Genomic DNA, 26,970 nt, shown 5'->3' with positions numbered 1-26,970 from the left:
CCTGACGGCACAGTTCCAGGAGTCAAGTTGTGACTGCTTCTATTAGCGGAAACGCAAAAGGCACGGCGTCAACAGCACGCGTGTCGCCGATGGCGGTATTGGCCGACCGCTGGATGCCGAAGCTGGTGTTGTCTCCCAGCATTCTCATCAGCCTGGTCTTTGTCTACGGTTTTATTCTCGTTACGGGCTATCTGTCGCTGTCTACTTCGCGATTGATGCCGCGTTACGATTTCGCCGGCTTCGCCCGGTACGCCGAACTGTTCGATAACGACGTCTGGTGGACGTCGGCGGCGAACCTTGGCTGGTTCGGCATTCCGTTTATCGCGATCTGCGTCGGCCTGGGTCTGTTCCTCGCGATCCTGCTCGACCAGAAGATTCGCAACGAAGGCGCATTGCGCGCGGTGTTCCTGTATCCGATGGCGCTGTCGTTCATCGTGACGGGCACGGCGTGGCAGTGGATTCTGAACCCCGATCTCGGCTTCCAGAAAGTGCTGAATGACTGGGGCTGGACGAGCTTCTCGTTCGGTTGGCTGGGCGACCCCGACAAGGCGATTTTCTGCGTCGTGATCGCGGCCGTGTGGCAATCGACGGGCTTTGTGATGGCGCTGTTTCTTGCCGGTTTGCGCGGCGTCGACAGCGAGATCTTCAAGGCTGCGCAAGTGGACGGCGCGACGTTGCCCACTATCTACCGCAAGATTGTGATTCCGAGCATGCGCCCCGTGTTCTTCTCGGTGCTGCTGATTCTCTGCCACATCACGATCAAGACCTTCGACCTCGTGGTCGCGTTGACGGCGGGTGGTCCGGGCACGTCGTCGTCGCTGCCCGCGATGTTCATGTACACGTTTTCGTTCAACCGTGGGCAACTGGGCGTCGGCGCTGCGTCGTCGATGATGATGCTCGCGACCGTCGTGGCCGTGCTCGTGCCGCTGATGTACCTGGAATCGAGGAGCACGCGCAATGCAGCCTAAGATGAACTTCAGCCGCGTTGTCATCTACGCGGCGCTGATTCTGTTTGCGTTGTACTTCCTGTTCCCGCTGTACGTGATGCTGTCGACGTCGTTCAAGGACATCGACCAGCTGCGCTCGGGCAACCTGCTGACGCCGCCGACACACTGGACCTTCGCGCCGTGGATCAAGGCGTGGAGTGAAGCCTGTACGGGCGTGCGCTGCGACGGCATGCAGCCGTTCTTCTTCAATTCGGTGAAGATGGTGATCCCGGCCGTGCTGTTGTCGTCGATCATCGGCGCGTTCAACGGTTATGTGCTGACGCACTGGCGTTTCCGTGGCGCGGATGCGTTCTTCACGATGCTGCTGGTCGGCTGCTTCATTCCGTTCCAGGCCATCCTGCTGCCGATGGCACGTGTGCAAGGCTACTTCGGTCTGTCGAACACGATTGGCGGGCTGGTGCTGGTACACGTGGTCTACGGTATCGCGTTCACGACGATGTTCTTCCGCAACTTCTATGTGAGCGTCCCCGCTGAACTCGTGAAGGCGGCGCGTATCGACGGCGCCGGGTTCTTCATGATCTTCACGAAGATCATGATGCCGATCTCGCTGCCGATTTTCATGGTGTGCCTGATCTGGCAATTCACGCAGATCTGGAATGACTTCCTGTTCGGTATCGTGTTCTCCGGTGTCGATTCGATGCCGATCACCGTGGCGCTGAACAACCTCGTGAATACGTCGACGGGCGTGAAGGAATACAACGTCGACATGGCGGGCGCGATCATCGCGGCACTGCCGACGCTGCTCGTCTACGTGATCGCCGGCCGCTATTTCGTGCGCGGCCTGACGGCGGGCGCGGTGAAGGGTTAATTTTTGTGTAGACCGCTGCTTGCGCGTTGGCGTGAGCGGCGGTGCTCAACGGTATTCGGCTCGCGTCGCCAGCCAGCGACGTATCCGCAGTACAGAGACTAGAGGATTCACAGCATGGCAAGCCTTTCCATCCGTGACGTGTACAAGACCTACCCGAACGGGGTGCCTGTCCTGAAGGGTGTCAATATCGACATCGAAGACGGTCAGTTCCTGATTCTCGTCGGCGGCTCGGGCTGCGGTAAGTCGACGCTGCTCAACATGATCGCCGGTCTCGAGACCGTGACGAAGGGCGATATTCAGATCGGCGGCAAGACAGTGAACAACCTGTCGCCGAAAGATCGCGATATCGCGATGGTGTTCCAGTCGTACGCGCTGTATCCGTCGATGACGGTGCGCGAGAATATTTCCTTCGGGTTGAATATCCGCAAGGTCGCGAAGAGCGAGCAGGATCAGATTGTGGCTCGCGTTTCGAAGCTGCTGCAGATTGAGCATTTGCTGGATCGGAAGCCGGGGCAGTTGTCTGGTGGGCAGCGTCAGCGGGTGGCGATGGGCCGTGCATTGGCACGAGACCCGGCGATGTTCCTGTTCGATGAACCGTTGTCGAATCTCGATGCGAAGCTGCGGATTGAGATGCGCTCGGAAATCAAGCTGCTGCATCAACGCCTGGGTACGACTATCGTTTATGTGACGCATGATCAGATCGAGGCTATGACGCTCGGCGATCGTATTGCGGTTATGAAGGATGGTGTCGTTCAGCAGTTTGGGGCGCCGCAAGAGATTTATGATTCGCCTTCGAATCTCTTTGTTGCTGGGTTTATCGGTGCGCCGCCGATGAACTTCATTCAAGGTAAGGTTGTTGAGCAAGGTTCCGGTGTTGGCTTGGAACTCGATACGGGTGTGAAGCGGTCGGTGCTGAATCTGCCCTTCGATGGTGCGGTGAAGTCGCATATCGGGCAGGAAGTGATCCTCGGTCTGCGTCCTGAACGCATCACCGATGCACGCAATGCTCATAATGCCGACGACGCCAAGCTGCAAGCGATTGACGTTAAGGTCGATGTGATTGAGCCGACTGGGCCGGATACTTTGGTGTTTGCACAGGTGAATGGCAAGCGCATCGTTAGCCGCGTTCACCCGAGTTCGAATCCTCTGCCTGAGCAGAACATGGCGCTGATGTTCGATGTTTCTAAGGCGGTTCTGTTTGATCCGAAGACGGAAGAGCGGATTGCTTAAAGGTTAATTGTTGTAGCTGAGTTGTTTTTGGGAAGGCCCCGAGCGTTTAAGATGCGCTCGGGGCTTTCTGCTTTTTGGGGCTCTGGTTTAGCTTGTGCGGGTGAAAGGGCGGTTAGCCAGCGGTCATATACTTTGGATTGCTACCTAAACAAAGGTGGCCGGGTTTGGAAGCCTGTTCACTGTGGTCGCGCCGATCCGCATTCGCGGATCCCAGCGCGCTTTGCCTCCGCACGCCTATGGGCGGGCCTTGGTGAGGGAGTCGCAAGACTCGCCGGTTCCGTGGTGCCGGTCTTCCAACCTTGTCTTGTGCCCGCTCACCCGATTGGAAGCGAGTGTTCGGGCGGAAATCGCTTTTGCCCGGAGATTCCTTCTTATGATTTCAGATAGCAACATTGGGTCAGTCACGGTTAACTCTGCAAAGAGAATCGATTTACTTGAAGCCCTTCTTCGCCAAGCCATTTCGGTTGGAAGAAGGCATCAGGAGCAGATTTCTCGGCTAGCAGCACTGGCCGCCGCGATCAGCAGGTTCGATGTAGTCAATGAAGATGTGCAGCGTTTGCTCGCACTGCTGCGCGACCTTGCAGGGGACATAGAAATGGACGCGTGTTTGGACATCCAGTTATTCGAGGGTCTTCTTGCCGGCCGCTTGCTAAAAGGTCAAATATCTGCAGCGTGCGCAAACTGCACGGTTCACACATCGAACAGCGCGCTTCACTGACTTTCACCGTCTGCGCGAGAATCGGCGTAGTCGATCGCTGATGGAAGAGGGGCGACGGTCGCGCTGCGAAAACCGTCGCTCTAAACGCCTACGTCATCTACTTGTGTCCGCTCCGCTCAAGTCGTCGCAACAGGAGCGATGCAAATGCAAGGTGGTCAAGACAAACATCGGGGTCGTCACTGAGTATAACTTCGTGACCTGCAGGATTTCGAATGCCAATAACGGCCCCCGAGAACATAAATCTATAACCCTCTTGCTCGTCTTGCTCGCTTTGATTTGCCAACGAGTTAAGGCGAATAATCGGCTTATTTCGATCAAAGACAAGCATCATGAGTTTCTGACCATTTTCAGTTTTTCCGGACAGTCTCTGGACGACCTTTTCAATATATTTGAACGCAAGGAAGGTCGCTTCGGCACCGTGTCCATCGTCGAACAATTTTCGTACTTTCTGAGGAAGGTTGGGATGGACATTACGAAGTTCAAACGGATGGAGCGTTCCACTCTGCACGCCGCTCTCGTTCATCGGGGTGCCCTTCCTCGTGCCACGTACAACGCGCTCGAAAAATTCAAGTGCCGTTTCCATTGAGCAGATTCTCGCGGATGCTCTTAAAAATACGATCGTAGGTTTCCTGATCTTCGCCCGAAGGGAGGTTGATTTCGACACGAACGGTTAGAGCTATTGCGCCGCCGTTATTCGGCTGGGCCCCGTGTCCGGTGTGTTGCACGGTGGGGGGAGCTACCGAATTCTGGCGCAATGGCACCGTTGCAGTTTCCCTTGCTTTTGGTGGCTTCGCAGTCTTTTTCTTCGTGGCAGAAGTCGCTCTCGACGCTTTGGGTACCGTATTCTGGTTTGCCACCTCTGGGAGCTTTCCAGACAGTCGTGCAAGCGCCTGAAAAGTGGCTGCCTGCCGCTTTCCAACTATATCGCTAGTGTTGTCATGGTTTCGAAAGAACGACACCAGTTTATCAAGAGAAAGATCCCACGCGTCAGGCCCGTGAAGGTCGAATATTTCATGATATGCATCATGGACGAGCTTCTCGAAACCGGTTTGGAAATCGGCGTCGTCGTGTTGATTGAATGTCGATGCGACAGCTGGATTTTTCTTGTTCTCGTGATCGATGATACCTAGAAATCGTAGGATTCCGAGAACATAGGTCTCGTTGTTTGGAGCGATTCCTAATTTTTTGAGCGTATCCGCCGTTACCGATGCTGGGAATGATCGCCTGAGGTGCGTAACTGTTTGTGCGAGATTGCTCGAGCCTGAGATGTATGGATGCTTGTCCGCCACGAATCGTCTCCAACAAAGATTGCATGAGGTTGCGCTTTCTGCCGGGAAAAATGGGTAGGTTCCTGAAGGCGTCGGAATCTTGTAGCAAGGATACTGCATTTACCGTTGTTCGAAGTGGCGGACCGAGTGTCGTCTTCGTGGCGGTATAGCTATATCGCGATCCCCCCGCAAGATGTCCGATTCATCGCACCCGAGACCGTGAGGATAAAAGGGGTGAGAATCAGTGAGGAAGGCGGACGTCCAGCTTAAACGTGACAAGCCGTGCGACCAGAATAAACCCAGTAGCAATCAGCACGCTATAGACTGTATCGAAGTTGATGTAATCAAGCAGCAGATAAACCCAACACCCAACCAACGCACAAGTCGCATAAGGCCGCGAATCACGAAGGATGAGCGGCACCTCATTACAAATCACATCCCGAATAATCCCACCGAACACGCCGGTGGCGACGCCCATCATCGAAGCCACGAACCACGGCATCTGCGCATCGAGCGCAAGCGAAGTACCAGAAATGCTAAACAGCCCAAGCCCCACCGCATCTGCCACCAGCAAAGCCCGCTCGTTAAAAACCCGCGTATAAGCCTTAAGCACAAACGGCGCAAAGAACGAGAGAACAAAGATCAGAATTGCATACCACTGATGCTCGACCCAATAGAACGGTCGCCGATCGAGCAAAATATCTCTAACCGTCCCACCACCAAAAGCCGTCGCCATCGCCACAAGAAAAGTCCCAACAGCATCGAGCCGTCTCGTACGAGCTTCGATGAACCCTGAGATTGCGTAGGCGAGAATAGCCAGCGCTTCCATGATTGAAAGCGCGAGAGTGAGACGAGGATGCATCGTTGAAAAGCCTTCTCAGACTTTGCCGGACGACGAAGAGGAAGACCCGGGGCCAACCGACCCAGGCTGCAACAACACAAGCACAGCACCCGCACCGCCATCATGCGCACGAGCTTGAGAAAACGCGATCACTTCTTCCTTCTGCACGAGCCACGCGCGAACCTTGCCCTTGAGCACGGGCTCTTTCCCAATCGACCCCAGCCCTTTCCCATGAATCACGCGCAAACACCGTAAGCCTTTCTTACTCGCCTCACGAATGAACTCAGACAGCGCCTCACGTGCTTCCTCACGACGCATCCCATGCAGATCAAGCTGCGCCTGCACAATCCAGGCTCCGCTTCGAAGTTTCTTAACGATCTCCTGGCTCACACCCGGCCGACAATAAGAAAGCGACTCATCGGTATCGAGCAGAACTTCAGGATCGAACTCATCGGAGATCGCCTCGTGCAGCACGGCTTCTTCATCGAGTTTCGTCTGAACGGGAACCGGCGCGGGCGGCGTGCGAGGGACAGCCGCACGCGGTTTCGCGCCGAGCGGCGCGACTTCGCCAATCTCACGCCGAAACAGATCAGCATCCGCAGCCGCCTCACGCGACGCTTGCGCCGCAACAGCTTTCTGACGTTGAGCGCGTTGAGACGCGCCTTTCAGCGCATCGCGTAGTCCACCAAGCCCGGCCAACCCAGCACCAGACTCGACCAACGGTTTTTTCGACGAAGACGAGGACGAATCCGAACCAGCCCCCGACGATGCCGACGAATCAGCATTAGCAGGAGTAGCCGCCGCAATACGCGGCCGTTTCGGTTCGCTCGGATGGGGCAGATTCTTAGGCATAGCGATCAGACGATGAAGTCGAAGCGGACAACAGACCAACACCCACAGCAACCCGGGCGAAAAAACAAAAAGGGCCGCCAGCATTCCGCCGCAGCCCTTCGAACTTCGAGAATCTCAGCAACCGCGGCAAGCAGGTGTCTGCCGCTATTCTACCGATCCGCGTCCGCCGTTCTACTGAAACGACCCATCAAACCCAGACGCGTCAACAACGATCAACGCTCGGCTTCAGCGCTCATTGCGCGCTCGCCGATCGACTCATGGATGCTTTCCAGATAACGCTGCGCATCCAGCGCCGCCATACAGCCCGTACCCGCGCTCGTGATCGCCTGACGGTACACGTGATCCTGCACGTCGCCCGCCGCGAACACGCCCGGCACGCTCGTACCCGTCGCGTTGCCCGTCAAACCGCCGTTCGTGATGATGTAGCCGTTCTTCATCTCCAACTGGCCTTCGAAGATATCCGTGTTCGGCTTGTGGCCGATCGCGACGAAGAGACCTTGCAGTTCGATATCGGTGGTCGCGCCCGTCTTCACGTCCTTGATGCGCAGGCCGTTGACGCCGCCTTCATTGCCCTTCACTTCGTCGAGCGTGTGGTTCCACTTGATCTCGACGACGCCTTCCTTTTCCTTCTCCAGCAGACGGTCGATCAGGATCGGCTCGGCGCGGAACTTGTCGCGGCGATGGATCACCGTGACCTTCTTCGCGATGCCCGCCAGATACAGCGCTTCTTCAACGGCCGTATTGCCGCCGCCGACCACGGCGACGTGCTGCTGCTTGTAGAAGAAGCCGTCGCAGGTCGCGCATGCCGACACGCCGCGGCCCATGAACAGTTCTTCCGACGGCAGGCCGAGATATTGCGCCGACGCGCCCGTCGCGATGATCAGCGAATCGCACGTGTACTCGCCCGAATCGCCGATCAGGCGGATCGGCTTCTCGTCGAGCTTGGCCGTGTGGATGTGGTCGAAGATGATTTCGGTGTTGAAGCGCTCGGCGTGTTCGAGGAAGCGCGTCATCAGCTCCGGACCTTGCACGCCGTTGGCGTCGGCGGGCCAGTTTTCGACGTCCGTCGTGGTCATCAGCTGACCGCCTTGCGCGAGGCCCGTGACGAGCACGGGCGACAGGTTGGCGCGCGCCGCATAGACGGCCGCCGTGTAACCGGCAGGGCCGGAACCGAGAATCAGAACCTTCGCGTGTTTGGTCGGGGAAGCTGGCATGATCGAAATCCGTAAAAAGCGTCGGTCGGCGGCGAAACATCGGCTGCCATGACCGGCGGTACTGGCGTCGAGCCGGGAAACCTGCTTGACACGTTAGTTGGGTATCAGCGCCGTATTATAAAGGGCAGGGCTGGCGGCTGCTTCATGAAGCTTTACGATGAAACCGATAGTCCATGCCAAACGCTTAACCCAATTTCGACGCCAGAACCGGCCGAAAACGCCCGCGTTTTGCCCCAAAACGTATGTGAATTACGACATTCCTGGCCGTTCGGCCAACGTTACTGTCATTTACAGCCTTGCACGCAACAGTGCGTTTACAATAGTCGCCGACGAACGACAGGCGGCTTGCCGGCAGGATTCGGGTCAACTCGTCGGGCACCTGGATCGGTTCCGACGGTGAATTGAAGGGCAACGGGAACCGAACCGGAACCTGAAACCGCTGCAGGCCGCACACGCAACAGGCTCAATGGCAAAAGCTACCTATTCCGCGAACGCGCAGGCATTGCCTCATCGCATGTCGCGCCTTTTCACCGAAATCCGCTGGATTCTTCAGGTGGCGCTCGGCGTTTTCCTCGTGATGGCGCTGATCAGTTACAGCCGCCGCGACCCAAGCTGGACGCACGCGGCGCAGGTCGATCACATCTCGAACTGGGCCGGCCGCGTCGGCGCCTGGACCTCCGACATTTTCCTTCTGCTTTTCGGCCTGTCCGCCTGGTGGTGGATCGTGCTGATCGCGCGCCGCATTTCGGCGAATTACAAGCGCATCACGCATCACGAAGAACCCGACGAGGACACGCCGCGCGACCACAGCTGGCTCGCGGACGTGTTCGCGTTCGTGCTCGTGCTGCTCGCCTGCGACGGCATCGAAGCGCTGCGCATGTGGTCGCTGAAAGTGCAGTTGCCGCGCGCGCCGGGTGGCGTGGTCGGCGAGGCGGTCGCGAAGGGCGTCTCGCATGCGCTCGGCTTCACGGGCGGCACGCTGGCGTTGCTGATCGCGCTAGGGATCGGCTTGTCGCTGTACTTCCGTTTCTCGTGGCTGTCGGTGTGCGAGCGGGTCGGCGATTCGATCATCAACGGTGTCACGCTGGCCAAGCTGCGCCGTGAAGCGGGCCGCGACCGCAAGCTCGGCGAAGCAGCGGCCGTGAAGCGTGAAGGCAAGGTCGTACAGAGTCGCGTGAAGAGCGAGGAGCACGAGCCCGTCGTGATCGTGCCGCCTGTGACGAAGCCGGAGAAATCGGAGCGCGTTGAGAAAGAACGCCAGGTGCCGCTGTTCGACAGCCTGCCCGGCGATTCCACGCTGCCCGCCATTTCGCTGCTCGACCCGGCGCCCGCATCGCAGGAAACCATTTCCGCCGATACGCTCGAATTCACCTCGCGTCTCATTGAGAAGAAGCTGAAGGATTTCGGCGTCGATGTGAGCGTGGTTGCGGCTTATCCTGGTCCGGTGGTCACGCGTTACGAAATCGAACCGGCTATCGGCGTGAAGGGCAGCCAGATCGTGAATCTGGCGAAGGACCTGGCGCGCTCGCTGTCGCTGACGTCGATTCGCGTCGTCGAGACGATTCCGGGCAAGAATTTCATGGCGCTCGAGCTGCCGAACCAACGTCGTCAGACGGTGCGGCTGTCGGAGATTCTCGGCTCGGCCGTGTATGCCGACGCCGGCTCGCCGCTGACGATGGGTCTCGGCAAGGATATCGGCGGCAAGCCGGTGTGCGCGGACCTCGCGAAGATGCCGCACTTGCTGGTCGCGGGTACGACGGGTTCGGGCAAGTCGGTCGGTATCAACGCGATGATTCTCTCGCTGCTCTATAAGGCGAGCGCGGATCAGGTGCGAATGATCCTGATCGATCCGAAGATGCTCGAAATGAGCGTCTACGAAGGTATTCCGCATCTGCTGTGTCCCGTCGTTACGGACATGCGTCAGGCCGGCAACGCACTGAACTGGACCGTCGCCGAAATGGAGCGCCGCTACAAGCTGATGAGCAAGCTTGGCGTGCGTAACCTCGCGGGCTTCAACAACAAGATCGACGAAGCGGCGAAGCGCGAAGAGAAGCTTCCTAATCCGTTCAGCCTCACACCGGACGAACCTGAACCGCTGTCGCGTCTGCCGCATATCGTCGTCGTGATCGACGAACTGGCTGACCTGATGATGGTGGTCGGCAAGAAGGTTGAAGAACTGATCGCGCGTATCGCACAGAAGGCGCGCGCGGCGGGCATCCATCTGATTCTCGCGACGCAGCGTCCGTCCGTCGACGTCATCACCGGCCTCATCAAGGCCAACGTGCCGACGCGGATGGCGTTCCAGGTGTCGTCGAAGATCGACTCGCGCACGATTCTCGATCAGCAGGGCGCGGAATCGCTGCTCGGCATGGGCGACATGCTGTATCTGCCGCCGGGCTCCGGTCTGCCCGTTCGCGTGCATGGCGCGTTCGTGTCCGACGATGAAGTCCATCGAGTCGTCGAGAAGCTCAAGGAGCAGGGCGAGCCGAACTATATCGAAGGGCTGCTCGAAGGCGGCGTGTCGGGCGAAGGTGACGAGGGCTCGGCCGATGCGTCGGGAACCGGCGCGGGCGGCGGCGAGTCCGACCCTCTGTACGATCAGGCGGTCGAAATCGTCGTCAAGAACCGCCGCGCGTCGATCTCGCTCGTGCAGCGGCATCTGCGCATCGGCTACAACCGCGCCGCGCGTCTGCTCGAACAAATGGAGCAGTCGGGGCTGGTGTCGGCGATGTCGTCGAACGGCAACCGCGAAATTCTGGTGCCGGCGCGCGAGACGGATTGATCTCCGGCGCTTCATTCATGCGACTGATGACGGACAGCGGCACGCGTCGAGCGTTGCCGCTGTTTTGGTTCCGCATTTCGGTCCGTATCCGATAAAGGGAGAAAACAATATGCTGCAAATCGTTGGGTCTAAGACCCGTCTTGGCAGTCTGATGCGCACGCTGGCTTTCGGCGCATCGATGCTCGTCGCGTCGCATGCGTTCGCAGGCGGCACGGATCAACTTAAGCAGTTCGTGTCGCAAGTGCATGCGGCGCGCGGCGAATTCGTGCAAACGGAAGTGCGCGCGCCGAGCAACGCGCAACAACAGGCGAGCGGCGTGCTGTCGACGCAAAACGCGACGCAGAACAAGGTGTCGAGCGGCACGTTCACGTTCGCGCGTCCGGGCAAGTTCATTTGGGCGTATGAGAAGCCGTACGCGCAACTGCTCCAGGCCGACGGCGACAAGCTCTACGTCTACGACAAAGACCTGAACCAGGTTACGGTGCGCAAGCTTGGCGGCGCGCTCGGCGCGAGCCCGGCGGCGATCCTGTTCGGCAGCAACGATCTCGACAAGAACTTCACGCTGAAGGACGCGGGCGTGAAGGCTGGCATCGACTGGCTCGAACTGATTCCGAAGAGCAAGGACACGCAGTTTCAGCGCGTCGGCATCGGCTTTCGTGACGGTAACCTCGAAGCCATGGAACTGCACGACGTGTTCGGCAACGTGACGCTGCTGAAATTCTCGAACATCCAGAAGAACCCGCCGCTGCCCGCCGACGCCTTCAAGTTCACGGTACCGAAGGGCGCCGACGTGATCAACGGCTAAGCGCCTCGTTCACCCCTGAAGGCCGGGCGATGGATGCGCGGCCTTCATATCGTCGATAAACGCATCGACGATTTCCGTCCGATGCTGCCGCATGCGCGTGACCATGTGAAACGCGACGCGGTAGCCCATCTGCTGCGGGTTCAACGCGGCGAGTAAACCTTCCTTCACATACGGCGCGGCGAAGTGCCCCGGCAGATAGCCGAGGTGATGGCCCGACAGCACGAGCATCGCGACGGCTTCCATATTGTCGGCAACGGCAGTGACGTTATGCGGCGTCGTCGACGCTTCCGCTTCGGGCAGCGGATAACTGCGCCACGCCCATTCATGCTGCGCCGCGTCGGCGGGCGAGACATTGCCCGCCTGATCGAACAGAGGATGCCCCTTCGCGCAATACGCTAGCTGTTCTTCGGAAAAAATCTCCGTGTACTCAAGCGACGGCACGCGATGCCAGAAATATCCGATGCCGATCTGAATCCGTCCGCTCAGTAGCAATTCTTCGAGTTCGCCCGGCGAGCGCACGAGAATTGAGAAGCGTACAGATTCGTCCCGGGCGCGAAAGCGGGCGATTGCATCGCTGATTCGCGCACTTTCCGACACGGGCGTGTGCCCGATCATCCCGATTCCGAGCGTCCCGACCAGCTTTCGTCCGACGTTTCGCGCCTGCGCGCCGAACGCATCGACGGCGGAAAGCAGCGCGCGCGCCGCTTCGACAAACTGTTCGCCTCGCGCGGTCAGGCTAAATCCGCTGCGACCGCGCTCGCACAGCCGATAACCCAGGCGGGTTTCGAGCGTCGATAGTTGGGTGCTGATCGTGGATTGACCTACATTCAAGGTAGCCTGTGCGGGCGAAACGCCGCCCGCGTCCACAATGGCGAGGAAAACGCGGATCAGGCGAAGGTCTAGATCGGTGAGTTGCGAGAACATACGGCAGGATACATCGGTGCGAATCGATGTGAAGTTTTTTCTGTTGGCATTTTATCTTCGCCGGAACTGCACAAAAATAAGATATGCCCCGGCGTCGCGCGCTTTGCGGCGGCTGGATTGAACGCTTTATCAAGACGCTGTGCTTTTCATTGGCGAACCACGATGAATACTTCCTCCAATTTCATTTCCCCGGACCTCACTGAGCGGCCGCAGCCGTTGTCGGGCAACGCGATGCCGCGCTCGGGCGGGATCGCCACCATGATGCGGCTGCCGAATGTCGGATCGGCGGAAGGGCTCGACGTGTGCTTCGTCGGCGTGCCGTTCGATCTGGGGACGTCGAACCGCACGGGCGCGCGCTTCGGGCCGCGCCAGATTCGCGCGGAATCGGTGCTGCTGCGCCCGTACAACATGGCGACGCGTGCCGCGCCGTTCGACTCGTTGCGCGTCGCCGATATCGGAGACGTTGCGATCAATCCGTATAACCTGCTGGATTCGATCGGCCGGATTGAGCGCGCTTACGACGAAATCCTCCAACACGGCGCGAAGCCGATCACGCTGGGCGGCGATCACACGATCGCGCTGCCAATCCTGCGCGCGATCCATCGCAAGTACGGCAAGGTCGGTCTGATTCACGTCGACGCGCACGCGGACGTCAACGACACGATGATGGGCGAGAAGATCGCGCACGGTACGCCGTTCCGCCGCGCGGTCGAAGAGGGCCTGCTGGATTGCGACCGCGTCGTGCAGATCGGCCTGCGCGGCACGGGTTACGCGGCGGAGGACTTCGACTGGTGTCGCGATCAGGGCTTCCAGGTCGTGCAGGCTGAGGCGTGCTGGAACCAGTCGCTGGCGCCGCTGATGTCGCGCGTACGCGAGCAGATGGGCGACGGCCCCGTCTACATCACGTTCGATATCGACGGTATCGATCCCGCTTTCGCGCCGGGCACGGGCACGCCGGAGATCGCGGGTCTGACGGTGCCGCAGGCGCTCGAAATCATTCGCGGCGCGCGCGGCCTGAATATCGTCGGCTGTGATCTGGTGGAAGTCGCGCCGCCATACGATCCGTTCGGCACGACGGCGCTGCTCGGCGCGAATCTCGCGTTTGAGTTGCTGTGCGTGCTGCCGGGCGTCGAGTATCGGCCGGCGACGCGGTAAGCCATCCATCTTTCAGGCGCCTGCATGGCGCCGCATGCAGCACAGCAGCGGGGCGGTTCACAGAATCGCCCAGAAACGCCCATAACGTCCGTTATGGGCGTTTTCATTTCTGATCGCCGCGCGCCGCAATTCGGCGACGCGACGGTAATTTTAAGACTAGTGAGCTAGAGACTGACTGCCCGCAACGGTAGGCTGCAAGGGGTTCCGGCGCGTTTTCAACCAGAATTTTTCGATAAATCGTAAAAACGCGCACCCGTGAGTCCTTTATCCCAATCAGTCTCTTGCAGGGTCAAGTCATGTTCGGCGATTTTCAGAATCTCGACGCCACAGTCGATCGCTTTTCAGCCGCAGTCTCGCTGTACGGTAAAGCCGATTTCAACGAAGCGTTGGCGCTGCTCGAACCGCTGTTGACAGCGCAGCCGGCTGACGCGCAAGTTCTCAATCTGGCCGCCGCATGCTGCTTGTCGCTGGATCGTCTGCATGATGCACAGACCTATTGGCGTCGCGCGATCGCCATCAAGCCGGATTACTGCGATGCGTACAACAACCTCGGCGTCGCGCTCAAGGAACTGGGCCGTCTGGACGAAGCCGAGACGTGCTATCGCAACGCGCTGACCATCTCGCCGAAGCACGCGGGCGCTTATGTGAACCTCGGGCGGCTCTATGCAGAACTCGGCCGCCTGCGCGAGTCAGAATCCGCCTATCGGCATGCAATCGAACTTCAGCCTGGCGACGGCAATACCTGCGTGAATCTTGGTGTGCTGTACCAGAATCAGATGCGTCTTCCCGAAGCGGAGGCTGCGTACAACAGCGCGCTCGCCACCAATCCGGCCGACGTCAATGCGCACTTCAACCTCGGCGTCGTGCTCAAGATGCAGCATCGTTTCGTCGAAGCAGAAGCCTCATACCGTCAGGCGCTCGCGCTTCAGCCTGATTACTTCGAGGTGAAAATCAACCTCGCGCATCTGCTGCTCAACGTGGGACGCCTGGAAGAAGGATGGGCGCTGTTCGAAACCCGCTACGATCCCGCGTGGCAGCAGCGCAAGGTCGCTCCGCCACCCGTCGATTGTCCGATCTGGCAAGGTGAGCCGCTCGCGGGCAAGTCGTTGCTCGTGTGGCCCGAGCAAGGGCACGGTGACAGCCTCCAGTTCTGCCGCTATCTGCCGATGCTCAAGGCGCGCGGGCTTGCGAAGCTGAGCATCGCGTGTTCGCCCGTGTTGCATGGTCTGTTCGAGACGATCGAAGGCGTGGACGCGTGTATTCCGCTGGACGACGAACATGACATTCCGTCGCACGATTTTGTATGTCTGACGATGAGCCTGCCGCATCGTCTGGGCACGACGCTCGCGACGATTCCGGGCGCAACGCCTTACCTGCGGGTGCTGCCGGCGCGTGCGGCGAAATGGAAAGGGCATTTTTCCGACGGCGGAGTCAAGGTAGGGCTCGTGTGGGCCGGCGATCCGCGCCCCGATCAACCGGCGACCAACGCGGTCGACCGTCACCGTTCTCTCGATGCCCGCGCCTATCTGCCATTGCTGCGCGTGCCGGGCACCACGTTCATCAGCCTGCAAAAGGGCAAGACGACGCAGCCGCAAATCGACACGTTGCCGTCGGAACTGCGTCCGTTCGATCCGATGCACGACGTTCAAGACTTCGCCGACACGGCGGCGCTGATCGAGCAACTGGACCTCGTGATTACCGTCGATACGTCGATCGCGCATCTGGCAGGCGCGCTGAACAAGCCGACGTGGATTTTGTCGCGCTACGACGGTTGCTGGCGCTGGCTACATGACCGTGACGACACGCCTTGGTATCCGAACGCGCGGCTGTTTCGTCAGACACGTCCTGGTCAATGGGACGATGTGATCGAACGCGTCACCGAGCAACTCGGACATTTTGCGAAGCAGTCTGCAGCCGCAAGCACGATGACGCCCGACGAACGTTTTCTGGCAGCCGTCGACTGCTATGAAGACAAACGCTTTGAAGAGAGCCTAACGCTGCTGAAGCCGTCGATCGAAACATATCGGGCCGACGCGCGCATGACGAACCTGGCCGCCGGATGCTCGCTTGAACTCGGCCGTGCATCCGATGCTGAGGCTTATCTGCGTCGCACGGTTCAGATCGATCCGACGCATTCCGATGCGTACAACAATCTCGGCGTCGTGCTGCGCCAGCTTGGCCGTCCCGGCGAAGCGGAACAAGCGCATAAAAAAACCATCGAGACGGACCCTGAGCACGCGGGCGCGTATATCAATCTCGCCCGTTTGCTGGAGTCGCTGGGGCGCGCGGACGAAGCGGAAGTTGCATATCGACGCGGCCTCGATCTCTATCCGGACCACGCCGAGACGCATAACAATCTCGGCGCGATGCTCCAGGCTCAGGGCCGCATGCCGGAAGCCGAGACGTGTTATCGGCGCTCGCTCGCCATCAAGCCTGATTTCCCGAACGCATGCTTCAACCTCGGCATCGTGCTTCAGACGCAAAAGCGGTATCGCGAGTCCGAGCTTCTCTATCGCCGCGCGCTTCAGGTCAAGCCCGACATGCTCGAAGCAAGACTCAACCTCGCGCATCTGCTGCTCGCGACGGGGCAATTCATCGAGGGCTGGCAGCTTTTCGAATGCCGATACGACGACGCATGGAAAGCGGACTCCGTCAGGCGCCCGCCGCTACCTTTCGCGCAATGGCAAGGCGAAGCGCTCGAAGGGAAATCCATTGTCGTGTGGCCCGAGCAGGGTTATGGCGACACGCTCCAGTTTTGTCGCTATTTCCTGATGCTCAAGCGCCTCGGCGCCGCGCAAGTGACCGCCGCGTGCCAGCCGGGGATGCGGCGTCTGATCGAGCGGATGCCCGGCGTGGATGCATGCATTCCGAACGATCCGCACGTCACGCCGCAGCATGATTACTGGTGTCTGACGATGAGCCTGCCGCATCGGCTGGGCACGACGCTCGATAGCATTCCGTCGTCGGTGCCTTATCTGAGCGTGCCGCCGGATTGTCAGTCGCGCTGGAAAGGGCGGCTGCCTGAAGGTCCGAAAGTCGGCCTCGTATGGGCCGGCGATCCGCGTCCGCACCAGCCTTCCGCGAACGAAGTCGACGGTCGCCGTTCCCTCGATGCCCGCGCCTATCTGCCGTTGCTGCGGGTGCCGGGCATCGCATTTGTCAGCCTGCAAAAAGGCAAGACGACGCAGCCGCAAATAAACACGCTTCCGCCCGAACTGCGCCCGTTCGATCCGATGCACGACGTGCAGGATTTCGCCGACACGGCGGCGATCATCGAGCAACTGGACCTCGTGATTACTGTCGATACGTCAATCGCGCATCTGGCAGGCGCGCTAAACAAGCCGACGTGGATTCTGTCGCGCTACGACGGTTGCTGGCGCTGGCTGCACGATCGCGACGATACGCCGTGGTATCCGTGTACGCGTCTGTTCCATCAGACTCAGCCAGGCGATTGGGAAGACGTGATAGAGCGCGTGAGGGTCGCACTCGAGCAATGGCCGGCGTGCGAGCGCACGCCGGCCTGAAACAGCAAAGCGCTTACGCGTAAGCCTGCTTGCGCGTCGACACCAGCGCGAGATAACAGACGGCGCCGATGACCAGCGCGGGCAGCGTCGCGCCGAGATTCGGCAGCCACTGGTTGATCGCCTGATACGCGGCGATGCCGACCGCCCACGCGATAAATGCGCTCACGTGCCAGCCGCCCGAGAAGCCGTAGCGGCCTTGCGTATCGGCGAGCGCGGCGGCTTCGATGCGACGCTTGCGCACGATGAAGTGATCGACCAGCACCACGCCGAACAGCGGCGCGAACACCGAACCGATCAGCAGCAGGAAGTTCTGGTACTTCGCCATCGGCACGATCAGCGCGATCAGCGTACACAGCGCGCCGAAAGCGGCAGACAACAGCGGCACGCTCGCGCGCGTCCAGAACGTACCCGTCGAGACAGCCGCCGAATGCACGTCGGCGAATGCGTTGTCGATCTCATCGATCAGCACCAGCAGCAGCGCGAGGCCGCCACCCGCTTGCGCGAGCGCCGTCGTCAGCAGCGCGTCGCCGCCGCCCGCCGCAAGCCCGTACACCGCGCCGAGCGCGTAAAACCAGATATTCGCAATGCCGTAGCCGAGAATCGTGCCGCGGAACGTCTCGCCCGGCTTGCGGCCGAAGCGCGTGTAGTCCGCGATCAGCGGCAGCCACGACAGCGGCATGGCGACGACCAGATCGACCGCGCCGCCGAACGACATCTCGCCATTGCCCGGACGGCGCATCAGCGCGCCGAGATCGTGCTGTGCAAGAACGGCGTAGGTAAGCCACGCGGCGCCCGCGAGCAGCAGCCAGATGCCCCACGAGCGCAGAAAGCGCCGCACGAACGAAAGCGGGCCGCTGATCGCGAGCAGTGTGGCCAGCACGCCGAAAATCACCGTCCAGATGAGCGGCGCCGAAAAGCCGAACGCCTGCTTCGACAGCGCATCGGCGGAATCGCGCATCACGATCACTTCGAACGAGCCCCAGCCGACCAGCTGGATCATGTTCAGCACGGCGGGAATCGACGCGCCGCGCACGCCGAGCGTCGGGCGCAGCGACGACATCGCTGCAAGCCCCGTGTCCGTGCCGATCACGCCCGCGAGCGCGAGCAGCACGACGCCGATTACGCTGCCGATCAGGATCGCCAGCAACGCATGCGGCAGCGACAGGCCCGGCACCAGCAGCGCGCCCGCCTGCGCCACCAGCAGCCCGATGCCGAGCGAAAACCACAGCGCGAATGCGTCGCCCGTCTTGAACGCGCGGCGCGAGTCCGGTACCGGCTTGAGCGGCGCGTAGGTCGAACCGGCCTCGCCGGCGATTGGATCCTGAACCATCGAAATTTTCCTGTCTGTCTGTCGTTGTCGTGTCGGCCGTGCGTTCGGCCTTCTTGTCCGGCTCGTGCGGTACGCGTCTTGCGGACCGCTCATCAGAAACAGCCTATAACGTTTGCCGCGGGCCTGGCCGCGCGGCGGCTGTCATAATGCACAACTCTGCATGCGCCGCAGCCCGCCGGATGACGGTTTCGCGCGGTTGCGTGCCGTTCAGGGCCAAGCCGTCGCGCGGCCGGTGCTGCATTCTGTGCATCGTGACGGTTTATACCCGAAAAGCCGAGATTATCCCCAAAACGCCATGTTCGAAGAAACCCGCGCCAATGTTCCGCTCGCCGAGCGCCTGCGGCCCCGCACCATCGACGATGTCATCGGGCAAAAGCATCTGCTCGGCCCGAACAAGCCGCTGCGCGTCGCGTTCGAGTCCGGCGAAGCGCACTCGATGATCCTCTGGGGCCCGCCGGGCGTCGGCAAGACCACGCTCGCGCGGCTGATGGCCGACGCGTTCGACGCACAGTTCATCGCGCTGTCGGCGGTGCTGTCGGGCGTGAAGGACATCCGCGAAGCCGTTGAAACCGCGCAGATTCATCGCGCCAACGGTCATCAGACGCTCGTGTTCGTCGACGAGGTGCATCGATTCAACAAGAGCCAGCAAGACGCGTTCTTGCCGCACGTCGAGTCGGGGCTGTTCGTGTTCGTCGGCGCGACGACGGAAAATCCATCGTTCGAGGTGAACAGCGCGTTGCTGTCGCGGGCGGCCGTCTACGTGCTCAAGAGCCTCGATGCCGACGAGCAGCGCGAACTGCTGGACCGCGCGCAGAAGGAACTGGGCGGCTATACCTTCACCGACGAAGCTCGTGACGCCCTGATCGGTTCCGCCGACGGCGACGGCCGCAAGCTGCTGAACAACTTGGAGATCGTCGCGCGCGCGGCGGCGCAGCAGAAGAAGACGGAGCTGGACGGCGAACTGCTCGCCAGCGCGCTGTCCGAAAACCTGCGCCGCTTCGATAAAGGCGGCGACGCGTTCTACGACCAGATCAGCGCGTTGCACAAGTCGGTGCGCGGCAGCAATCCGGACGGCGCGCTGTACTGGTTCTGCCGGATGCTCGACGGCGGCGCCGACGCGCGCTACCTGTCGCGGCGCCTGGTGCGGATGGCATGGGAAGACATCGGCCTGGCCGATCCACGCGCCGCGCGCATCGCGCTCGACGCCGCCGAAACCTACGAACGCCTCGGCACGCCCGAAGGCGAGCTGGCGCTCGCGCAGGCGGTGATCTATCTGGCCGTCGCGCCGAAGTCGAACGCGGGCTACAACGCGTACAACCAGGCGCGCAGCTTCGTCGGCAAGGACCAGTCGCGCGCGGTGCCCGTCCATCTGCGCAACGCGCCGACGAAACTGATGAAGGAACTCGGCTACGGCCACGAGTACCGCTACGCGCACGACGAACCCGACGCCTATGCCGCGGGCGAAACCTATCTGCCCGACGGCATGCGCGACCCGAACTGGTATCAGCCGACGCCGCGCGGGCTCGAAGGCAAGATCGGCGAGAAGCTGTCGCGTCTTGCCGACCTCGATGCGCAATGGCGCAGCGAGAACCGCAAGAAAAGCTGAGCCGCGCGTTGCACCTGACCCGACAATGCCGCCGGCCAGCCGTGCCGGTGCGCTAAAATCGCCCATTCACACAACGAACTGTCGCCCCTTCCCATGCTTGACATCCAGCTGCTGCGCAAAGACATCGACGGCGTCGCGAAACGCCTCGCCGATCGCGGCTACACCCTCGACGTCGCGGCTTTCTCCGCGCTCGAAGCCGAACGCCGCGCCATCCAGACCCGTACCGAAGAGCTGCAGGCAAAGCGCAACAGTCTGTCGAAGCAGATCGGCGGGATGAAAGGGCGGGGCGAGGACACGTCGGCGGTGATGGCCGAAGTGGGCGGACTCGGCGACGAGATGAAGGCGTCGGCGGTGCAGCTCGAAGACATCCAGAAGCGTCTGTCCGACCTGCTGCTCGGCGTGCCGAACCTGCCGCACGAAAGCGTTCCCGTCGGCAACGACGAAGCGGGCAATGTGGAAGTGCGCCGCTGGGGCGCGCCGCGCCAGTTCGACTTCGAGGTGAAGGATCACGTCGACGTCGGCACGCCGCTCGGTCTCGATTTCGAAACGGGCGCGAAGCTGTCGGGCGCGCGCTTCACGATGTTGCGCGGACAGATTGCGCGTCTGCATCGCGCGCTTGCGCAGTTCATGATCGACACGCACACGCAGCAGCACGGTTATACGGAAATCTACACGCCGTACATCGTGAATCCTGAAATTCTGTTCGGCACGGGCCAGTTGCCGAAGTTCGCCGACGACATGTTCCGCGTCGAGAAGGGCGGCGGCGAAAACACGGTCACACAGTATCTGATCTCCACGTCGGAAATCTCGCTGACGAACACGGTGCGCGAGAGCATCGTCGATGCTAACGAACTGCCCATCAAGCTCACCGCGCATTCGCCGTGTTTCCGCTCGGAAGCAGGCTCGTACGGCCGCGACACACGCGGCATGATCCGTCAGCATCAGTTCGACAAGGTCGAGATGGTGCAGGTCGTTGCGCCGGACACGTCATATGACGCGCTCGAGCAGATGGTCACCCACGCGGAGACGATCCTGCAGAAGCTCGAACTGCCGTATCGCGTGATCACGCTGTGTACGGGCGACATGGGCTTTTCGGCGACGAAGACCTATGACCTCGAAGTGTGGCTGCCGGCGCAGAACACCTATCGCGAGATCTCGAGCTGCTCGAACACGGAAGCGTTCCAGGCGCGCCGGATGCAGGCCCGCTTCCGCAACGCGCAGAACAAGCCCGAGCTCGTGCATACGCTCAACGGTTCGGGTCTGGCGGTCGGCCGGACGCTCGTCGCAGTGCTGGAGAACTTCCAGAACGCGGATGGCTCCGTGACGGTGCCGGCGGCGTTGCGTCCGTATCTGGGCGGCATCGAACGCCTCGAAGTGAAGGCGGCGTCCTGAGCGAAGTGGTCGCTTCAGATCGATCCAAGTCCTCTTCAAGTTTCTGCGAAAAAGGGCTTGGAATTCAAAAACAGGTGTTCTATAATCTTCGTCTCACGCAAGCAGCGACCCGCTTAGTGTGACGCGACAAGACCACTTTGTTGGTAAGTCAAAGAATCTGGAAAGGTGGCAGAGTGGTCGAATGCGCCGGACTCGAAATCCGGTGTACAGTTATGCTGTACCGTGGGTTCGAATCCCACCCTTTCCGCCAGATGCAAAGCGAAACAGGCCCTTCGGGGCCTGTTTTCGTTTGTGCGGCTTTTTTAAGGAGCCGGTGGCGCTGACGTCGCCAATACGCGAAGTGGGGCGCCGCAATTTACAACGCATTCGCGTTACACACGCGTCTTTCCGCCTGTTCCGCTTCGTCTCCGCACACAGCGCTTTAGCGCATGTTCTTCCGCACATCGAGTGTCACTCAGGCGTTGCGGGCGTCCGACTATTCTTCGAACGCTTGCCCACAGTTCCATTGGTATGGTTGTTGCGCGGTAGGGACCATCTGTCAACAGGATGGAGTCCACGATGACGAACCCCAAGGGAGAAGAGAACACCGAGCCGAGAGATCCGGCCGAAATTCCGCCGAACGAGCTCAACAAGCCGATTGGCGATGCGATCCCCACGCCCGTCGAGCCAGGCCTCGATCAGCCATTGCCCGAAAAGCCAAAGACAGACGATAAGGATCCGGCCGAGCCGATAGGCGACGACGATCCGCCGCCGGGCGTTCCAACGCAAGGCCCGTCCGACTTCGCATAAGCCTTCAACCGCCAATTGAGATCCCTAAGGGGATCTCCTGACAGCCCGAGATATTCAAAATAAACCTTCGATCATTTCGGGTTGCGCATCAAACCCTGCCATTAAAACGCTTGCTTCAATAAACATTGCCCCTACGAGGGCAATGCGAAAACTGACGACCGCATGTAGTTTTTCGTTAAGTACCGCCGTGTACCTTTACTAAGCCTTACTTTCTGCATAGGATGAAGTTGCATTTTTTTCCTCCTATTGGTGCGGATGCGTAAAAAGTCGATCGCGATCATTGACTTAAAATGATATTAAATATTCGTAGTCCATATGAAGATTCGAGCGGTTTATCAACAACAGGTTTATTGTCCTTTGTTTGCAGCAGATTATTAAACCCGTTGGTCGACGAGTTGCATCACGACAAGACGTTGTCACGGTTTCATGCGTAAAGGCAGAGGCGTCGCGCGCCCGATTCCCGCGCCGTCGCCCGGTTGCGTTGCTAACAACAACGAAGGCGCGCGCACGTGGTCACGGCAGTTCGAGTGCGAACGTCTTGAGGAACGGTAAGCCATGCACGTCGCTATTTCTGCTTTGACAGTCGCGGTGGCTGCAATCGTTGTCTGGTGGTCGCTGCATCCGCGTCGCATCGCGCCGGAACGCGCAGGGGCATCCGTGCATATGCGCAACGGCGTGTCTGTATCGATGATGCTCAATCGCGTGATGAATCCAATTGCGCGCAGTAAAACCCTGCAAGGGGCAAGCGCCTTTTTCGCGTTCGCGCACCGACGGCGGGGCGCGATGAACGAGCTCGCCGATGTCATCGAATGCCTGCCTGTGGCGTCCGTCGTGTTCGACGAACATGGCGTGATCGTCCTCGCCAACGCGCAGGCCGAACGTCTCTTCGACTATCGGCGGGGCGTGCTGGCAGGCGCATGTGTCGGCCTCGTTGCGCCGGCGCTTTCGCACGAGCACCGCGCGGGCACCGTCCAGCCAGGCCGCCCGGTCGGAACGCGCACGCGCAGTCTGCGCGCCCGCCGCAGCGACGGCAGCGAGTTTCCCGCCGAAATCGCCACGAGCGCAATCCGTTATGAAGGGCGCATCGCGACCGTCGCGTTCATCACCGACATGACGGAGCGCGTCGAACTCGAGCGCAACCGCCGGGAACTGGCGCACCTGACGCGCATATCGACAATGGGTGAACTCGCCGCATCGCTCGCGCACGAACTGAACCAGCCTCTGACGGCGATTCTCAGCAATGGCCAGGCTGCGCAGCGCTTCATGGATCAGACGCCGATTGACCTTGCCGAAGTGCGCGACATCCTGAAGGACATCGTCGACGACAGCGGCCGCGCGAGCGAAGTGATCCGCCGGATGCGCGCCTTCGTGAAAAAGGAAGAGCAGCAGCAACTGACGAGTCTCGATGTCGGCGGATTGCTGCGCGACGTCGCGCTGCTCGTGCATGGCGACGCCGTCGCGCGGGGCATCCACGTGTCGCACGTGATCGACGATGGCTTGCCGCCCGTGCGCGGCGACAAGGTGCAACTGCAGCAGGTGCTACTCAACCTGCTGCTCAACGCATTCGATGCCGTCAGCGAGTGCAGCGCGTCCGATCGCGCGGTGGCGCTCTTTGCGCGACCCGACAGCGAAGGGGGCGTGCGCATCGCCGTGCGCGACCGCGGACATGGACAGACCGCGGACAAGCTCGAATGCATCTTCAAGCCGTTCGTCACGTCGAAGCCACAAGGCCTGGGCCTCGGGCTGTCGATTAGCCGCTCGATCGTGCAGATCCACGGCGGCCGCCTGTGGGCCGAGAACAATTTCGACCAGGGCATGACGTTCTATGTTGCGCTGCCCGCATCGCGCGATGCGAGTAACGCTGGCGTTGCGCAGGCGGCGTCATGAACGAAGCGGCCGCGCTCGTCTACGTCGTCGACGACGACCCTTCCGTGCGCCGCGCGCTCACGCGGCTCGTCCGGTTGGCAGGTCATGAGGTCGAGGCGTACGGTTCGGCGCGCGAATTCCTCGAGCATGCGTGTGGCGAGCGCACGCCGGCTTGCGTCGTGCTCGACGTGCAATTGCCCGATCTGAGCGGACTCGAGTTGCAGCGCGAGCTTGATGCGCGTCTGCCCATCGTCTTTCTGACGGGCCACGGCGACATCGCGATGACGGTCGGCGCGATCAAGGCCGGCGCGACCGATTTCCTCACCAAGCCCGTTCGCGAAGACGACCTGTTGCGCGCGATCGACCTGGCGCTGGCGCGTTCCATCGAGGTATCGAAGTCGATCCACGAACTGGAAGAATTGCGCAGCCGTGTCGGACGCCTGACGGTGCGCGAGCGCGAAGTGATGAATCTCGTCGTGCTGGGCCGCCTGAACAAGCAGGTGGCCTGCGAACTCGGCACGGTCGAGAAAACCGTCAAGGCGCATCGCGCGCGCGTGATGCAGAAGATGGAAGTCGGTTCACTCGCGGAGTTGGTGCGCGTCGCCGACAAGGTGGCCGTCGCCAACCCCGCCAGCCACACCAACCCCGCGAACCATTTATCCGAGCCGCCGCACACGGATGCCTCCGCCGATGCGCGCAAGCCAGCCTCCGGCCGGATACGGGACCAAGGTCCAATACCACCGACGCCCACAGTCTCATAGTCTATTGCTGAGACGCCCTCGCACCGTTTGCGTGGACGTCGCGGCTCAATAGGCTAATCAGAATGGGCACAGACAAACCATTCGTCGTGGTGGTCGACGACGATGCGTCGGTGAGCAGGGCGATCAGGCGTCTGTTGCGCTCCGTCGGGATTGCGGCCGATACGTACACGAGTGGCGACGAGTTTCTCGACGTGCTGTCGGCCACGCCTTCGTATCATCCCGACTGCGTGATCCTCGACGTGCAGATGCCCGGCGCCAACGGGATCGAGGTGCAGCGCCGGCTGGCCGGGAGCGCCGTGCCCGTCATTTTCATCACCGCCCATGACGACGCCGGTGTGCGCGAAGCCGCGCTCGCAGCGGGCGCCAAGGCCTATCTGCGCAAGCCCTTCAACGATGTGCTCTTCATCAGGACAGTGTGTGCCGTGCTCGGCATCGCTGCGCCGCTATGACGCAGCGTCCATTTACCCAGCAAAACAGTCTGGCACAGGAGCGAGCACATGCGCTTGCGCAAGATCATTGCCCCGCACTGCCTATTGGACCAAGGTCCAATTGTTTTCGACCTGGCCCGATTCCACACTGGACGCATCGGACTCGCCGGGCCGGGTGACGCGCATCTGGATTTGTCCGCCGCGCGATGCGCGCAATAAGCGCGACGGACGCAACCGTATCGCTTGGGAAGATTCATCATGAAACGAGCTTTTGGAAAGACGCTGATTTTCGCTACGACGTTGCTACTGGCAGATGTAGCAGCGGCACAACAGCCTATCTTCTATCCCGCCAAGGGGCAGAGCCAACAGAAACAGTCCAACGACACGGCGCAATGCCACAGTTGGGCGACGCAGAACACAGGCGTGAATCCCGCCGCGCTCGCGCAGAACGCCGCCAATCAGCCGCCGCCGCCGGGACCGTCCGGGCAGCGCCTGGGCGGCGCGGCACGCGGTGCGGCAGGCGGCGCGGCGATCGGCGCGATTGCGGGCGACGCAGGCAAAGGCGCGGCGGCGGGCGCAATCGCGGGCACGATGGCGGGCGGCGCGCGGCAACGCCGTCAGGCTGCCGCTGCTCAGGAGCAACAGCAGGCCACGCAACAGCAGGCATCGGAGCAGATGGCTACCTGGAACCGCGCGGTCGCCGCCTGCATGACGGGACGCGGCTATACGGCGCAATGACATGTCGATCGAAGGGAGCCGCGCGATGAATCGTCGATCGTACGTGGGCATGTCCGGGACGGGGCCGGCTGCCGTGCTGCATAGAGGCCGCGCTGCGGCACTTGCGTCACGCTGGCCGCTGGCGGCGGTGCTCGCGTCCGTGCTGTGCATCACCGCCTGCAAGAAAGCCCCCACCGAACCCCCACGCCCGACCGTCGAAGTCACCGTCGTCACGGTGCGGCAGCAGGAAACGCCCGTCGATTTCGAGTTCACCGCGCAGACGCAGAGTTCGCGCGAGGTGGAAATCCGTGCGCGCGTCGACGGCTTTCTGGAGCGGCGCATGTACACGGAAGGCGCGCTCGTCAAGGAAGGCCAGGTGCTGTTCGTGATGGACAAGAAGCCGTTCGAGGCCGCACTGCAGTCCGCCAAGGGCGCGCTCGCGCAGCAGCAGGCGCGGTTACTGGTGACGAAACAGAACCTCGCCCGCGTGATTCCGCTGGCCGCTCAGAACGCGTTGAGCAAGAAGGACCTGGACGACGCCACCGGCAACGAGAAACAGGCCGAAGCCGCCGTGATCGCCGCGCAGGGCGAGGTGCGTACGGCCGAACTGAACCTGAGCTACTGCACGATCCGCTCGCCGCTCCTGGGGTTATCGAGCTTCGCGCGCGTGCAGGACGGCAGCTATGTGACGCCGAACCAGTCGGGGCTGCTCACCTATGTCTACCAGCTCGACCCGATGTGGGTGAACTTCAGCATCTCCGAGAACGAACTGCTGCGTTACCGCGATCAGGTCGCGAAGGGCCTGCTGCGCTTTCCGCCCGACAACCAGTTCGACGTGACGGTCATCCAGGCCGACGGCTCCGTCTATCCGCAGCAGGGCCGCATCGACTTCACGAACCCCGCGTTCAGCCAGGAGACGGGCACCTTCCTCGTGCGCGCCACCTTCGCCAATC

23 protein-coding genes and 1 tRNA gene are annotated in these 26,970 nt (G+C 61.0%); 17 read left to right on the top strand and 7 right to left on the bottom strand.

Translation table 11 applies throughout. The features are described 5' to 3' along the window. Positions 1-29: 29 nt before the first annotated feature. The 4 genes from BLT65_RS36520 to BLT65_RS36505 all read left to right on the top strand — a co-directional run bounded on the left by BLT65_RS36520 (position 30) and on the right by BLT65_RS36505 (position 3,763). Positions 30-968 (top strand): carbohydrate ABC transporter permease, encoded by a 939-nt coding sequence (locus BLT65_RS36520; protein ID WP_042310527.1) that lies wholly within the window; start codon positions 30-32, stop codon positions 966-968. Further along, the gene (locus tag BLT65_RS36515) at positions 958-1,815 is read left to right on the top strand and encodes a carbohydrate ABC transporter permease (protein ID WP_007580590.1); all 858 of its coding nucleotides are present in this window, start codon (positions 958-960) and stop codon (positions 1,813-1,815) included. The genes BLT65_RS36520 and BLT65_RS36515 overlap by 11 nt, the downstream gene beginning before the upstream one ends. Before the next feature lie 114 nt (positions 1,816-1,929). After that, positions 1,930-3,045, top strand: a complete 1,116-nt coding sequence (locus BLT65_RS36510; protein ID WP_007580591.1) for an ABC transporter ATP-binding protein — start codon at positions 1,930-1,932, stop codon at positions 3,043-3,045. A 373-nt stretch (positions 3,046-3,418) separates the two neighbouring features. Next, entirely contained in the window at positions 3,419-3,763 is a 345-nt protein-coding gene (locus BLT65_RS36505; protein ID WP_091787534.1) for a hypothetical protein, read from the top strand. Between the two features lie 97 nt (positions 3,764-3,860). On the opposite strand, the gene BLT65_RS36500 is transcribed toward BLT65_RS36505, so the two are convergent. The 5 genes from BLT65_RS36500 to trxB all read right to left on the bottom strand — a co-directional run bounded on the left by BLT65_RS36500 (position 3,861) and on the right by trxB (position 7,938). Beyond that, positions 3,861-4,346 (bottom strand): TIGR02391 family protein, encoded by a 486-nt coding sequence (locus tag BLT65_RS36500; RefSeq protein ID WP_091787531.1) that lies wholly within the window; start codon positions 4,344-4,346, stop codon positions 3,861-3,863. Further along, positions 4,330-5,052: a DUF5343 domain-containing protein gene (locus tag BLT65_RS46760; protein ID WP_143036625.1), complete on the bottom strand. Its 723-nt coding sequence runs from the start codon at positions 5,050-5,052 to the stop codon at positions 4,330-4,332. The genes BLT65_RS36500 and BLT65_RS46760 overlap by 17 nt, the downstream gene beginning before the upstream one ends. Positions 5,053-5,272: 220 nt before the next feature. Continuing rightward, positions 5,273-5,893 (bottom strand): trimeric intracellular cation channel family protein, encoded by a 621-nt coding sequence (locus BLT65_RS36495; RefSeq protein ID WP_042310530.1) that lies wholly within the window; start codon positions 5,891-5,893, stop codon positions 5,273-5,275. A 15-nt stretch (positions 5,894-5,908) separates the two neighbouring features. Continuing rightward, entirely contained in the window at positions 5,909-6,724 is an 816-nt protein-coding gene (locus BLT65_RS36490) for a Smr/MutS family protein (RefSeq protein WP_081498811.1), read from the bottom strand. Between the two features lie 212 nt (positions 6,725-6,936). After that, positions 6,937-7,938: a thioredoxin-disulfide reductase gene (gene trxB, locus BLT65_RS36485; protein WP_091787528.1), complete on the bottom strand. Its 1,002-nt coding sequence runs from the start codon at positions 7,936-7,938 to the stop codon at positions 6,937-6,939. A 466-nt stretch (positions 7,939-8,404) separates the two neighbouring features. On the opposite strand from trxB, the gene BLT65_RS36480 reads away from it, so the two are divergent. Then, positions 8,405-10,720 (top strand): DNA translocase FtsK, encoded by a 2,316-nt coding sequence (locus BLT65_RS36480; protein ID WP_091787524.1) that lies wholly within the window; start codon positions 8,405-8,407, stop codon positions 10,718-10,720. A 109-nt stretch (positions 10,721-10,829) separates the two neighbouring features. Then, positions 10,830-11,525, top strand: coding sequence for an outer membrane lipoprotein chaperone LolA (gene lolA / locus BLT65_RS36475; protein WP_091787521.1), 696 nt, complete (start codon positions 10,830-10,832; stop codon positions 11,523-11,525). A 9-nt stretch (positions 11,526-11,534) separates the two neighbouring features. Here lolA and BLT65_RS36470 read toward each other — a convergent pair whose 3' ends face one another. Next, positions 11,535-12,449 carry a LysR family transcriptional regulator gene (locus BLT65_RS36470; protein ID WP_091787518.1) on the bottom strand — a complete coding sequence of 305 codons (915 nt, stop codon included), beginning with the start codon at positions 12,447-12,449 and terminating at the stop codon, positions 11,535-11,537. Between the two features lie 162 nt (positions 12,450-12,611). Between BLT65_RS36470 and speB the strand changes: the two genes are divergently transcribed. Next, a complete protein-coding gene (gene speB, locus BLT65_RS36465) occupies positions 12,612-13,604 on the top strand; it encodes an agmatinase (protein WP_091787515.1) in 993 nt (330 codons plus the stop codon). 296 nt (positions 13,605-13,900) lie between these two features. Continuing rightward, positions 13,901-17,128 carry a tetratricopeptide repeat protein gene (locus BLT65_RS36460; RefSeq protein WP_091787512.1) on the top strand — a complete coding sequence of 1,076 codons (3,228 nt, stop codon included), beginning with the start codon at positions 13,901-13,903 and terminating at the stop codon, positions 17,126-17,128. Positions 17,129-17,141: 13 nt separating this feature from the next. Here BLT65_RS36460 and cytX read toward each other — a convergent pair whose 3' ends face one another. Beyond that, positions 17,142-18,458 (bottom strand): putative hydroxymethylpyrimidine transporter CytX, encoded by a 1,317-nt coding sequence (gene cytX, locus BLT65_RS36455; RefSeq protein WP_091787509.1) that lies wholly within the window; start codon positions 18,456-18,458, stop codon positions 17,142-17,144. Positions 18,459-18,753: 295 nt separating this feature from the next. On the opposite strand from cytX, the gene BLT65_RS36450 reads away from it, so the two are divergent. From BLT65_RS36450 to BLT65_RS36410, 9 genes are all read left to right on the top strand, one after another. Then, positions 18,754-20,064 carry a replication-associated recombination protein A gene (locus BLT65_RS36450; RefSeq protein ID WP_091787678.1) on the top strand — a complete coding sequence of 437 codons (1,311 nt, stop codon included), beginning with the start codon at positions 18,754-18,756 and terminating at the stop codon, positions 20,062-20,064. 93 nt (positions 20,065-20,157) lie between these two features. Then, the gene (gene serS / locus BLT65_RS36445) at positions 20,158-21,456 is read left to right on the top strand and encodes a serine--tRNA ligase (RefSeq protein ID WP_091787506.1); all 1,299 of its coding nucleotides are present in this window, start codon (positions 20,158-20,160) and stop codon (positions 21,454-21,456) included. 159 nt (positions 21,457-21,615) lie between these two features. Further along, positions 21,616-21,706, top strand: a tRNA-Ser gene (locus BLT65_RS36440). A 308-nt stretch (positions 21,707-22,014) separates the two neighbouring features. After that, positions 22,015-22,245, top strand: a complete 231-nt coding sequence (locus BLT65_RS36435; protein ID WP_042310557.1) for a hypothetical protein — start codon at positions 22,015-22,017, stop codon at positions 22,243-22,245. Between the two features lie 555 nt (positions 22,246-22,800). Then, on the top strand, positions 22,801-24,132 hold the full coding sequence (locus tag BLT65_RS36430) for a sensor histidine kinase (RefSeq protein ID WP_042310539.1): 1,332 nt from the start codon (positions 22,801-22,803) through the stop codon (positions 24,130-24,132). Beyond that, a complete protein-coding gene (locus tag BLT65_RS36425; RefSeq protein WP_091787503.1) occupies positions 24,129-24,872 on the top strand; it encodes a response regulator transcription factor in 744 nt (247 codons plus the stop codon). Before BLT65_RS36430 ends, BLT65_RS36425 begins: the two co-directional genes overlap by 4 nt. Positions 24,873-24,934: 62 nt before the next feature. Beyond that, positions 24,935-25,321 carry a response regulator transcription factor gene (locus tag BLT65_RS36420; RefSeq protein WP_042310541.1) on the top strand — a complete coding sequence of 129 codons (387 nt, stop codon included), beginning with the start codon at positions 24,935-24,937 and terminating at the stop codon, positions 25,319-25,321. Between the two features lie 237 nt (positions 25,322-25,558). Further along, positions 25,559-26,038 carry a glycine zipper family protein gene (locus BLT65_RS36415; protein WP_091787500.1) on the top strand — a complete coding sequence of 160 codons (480 nt, stop codon included), beginning with the start codon at positions 25,559-25,561 and terminating at the stop codon, positions 26,036-26,038. Positions 26,039-26,087: 49 nt separating this feature from the next. Continuing rightward, a partial coding sequence (locus BLT65_RS36410) for an efflux RND transporter periplasmic adaptor subunit (protein WP_244186904.1) occupies positions 26,088-26,970 on the top strand: 883 nt, incomplete at its 3' end.

The sequence above is a fragment of the Paraburkholderia steynii genome, assembly GCF_900100565.1.
Taxonomy (GTDB): Bacteria; Pseudomonadota; Gammaproteobacteria; order Burkholderiales; family Burkholderiaceae; genus Paraburkholderia; species Paraburkholderia terrae.
The sequence above is the reverse complement of the archived record's forward strand: the minus strand, read 5'-3'. Positions and strand labels throughout refer to the sequence as shown.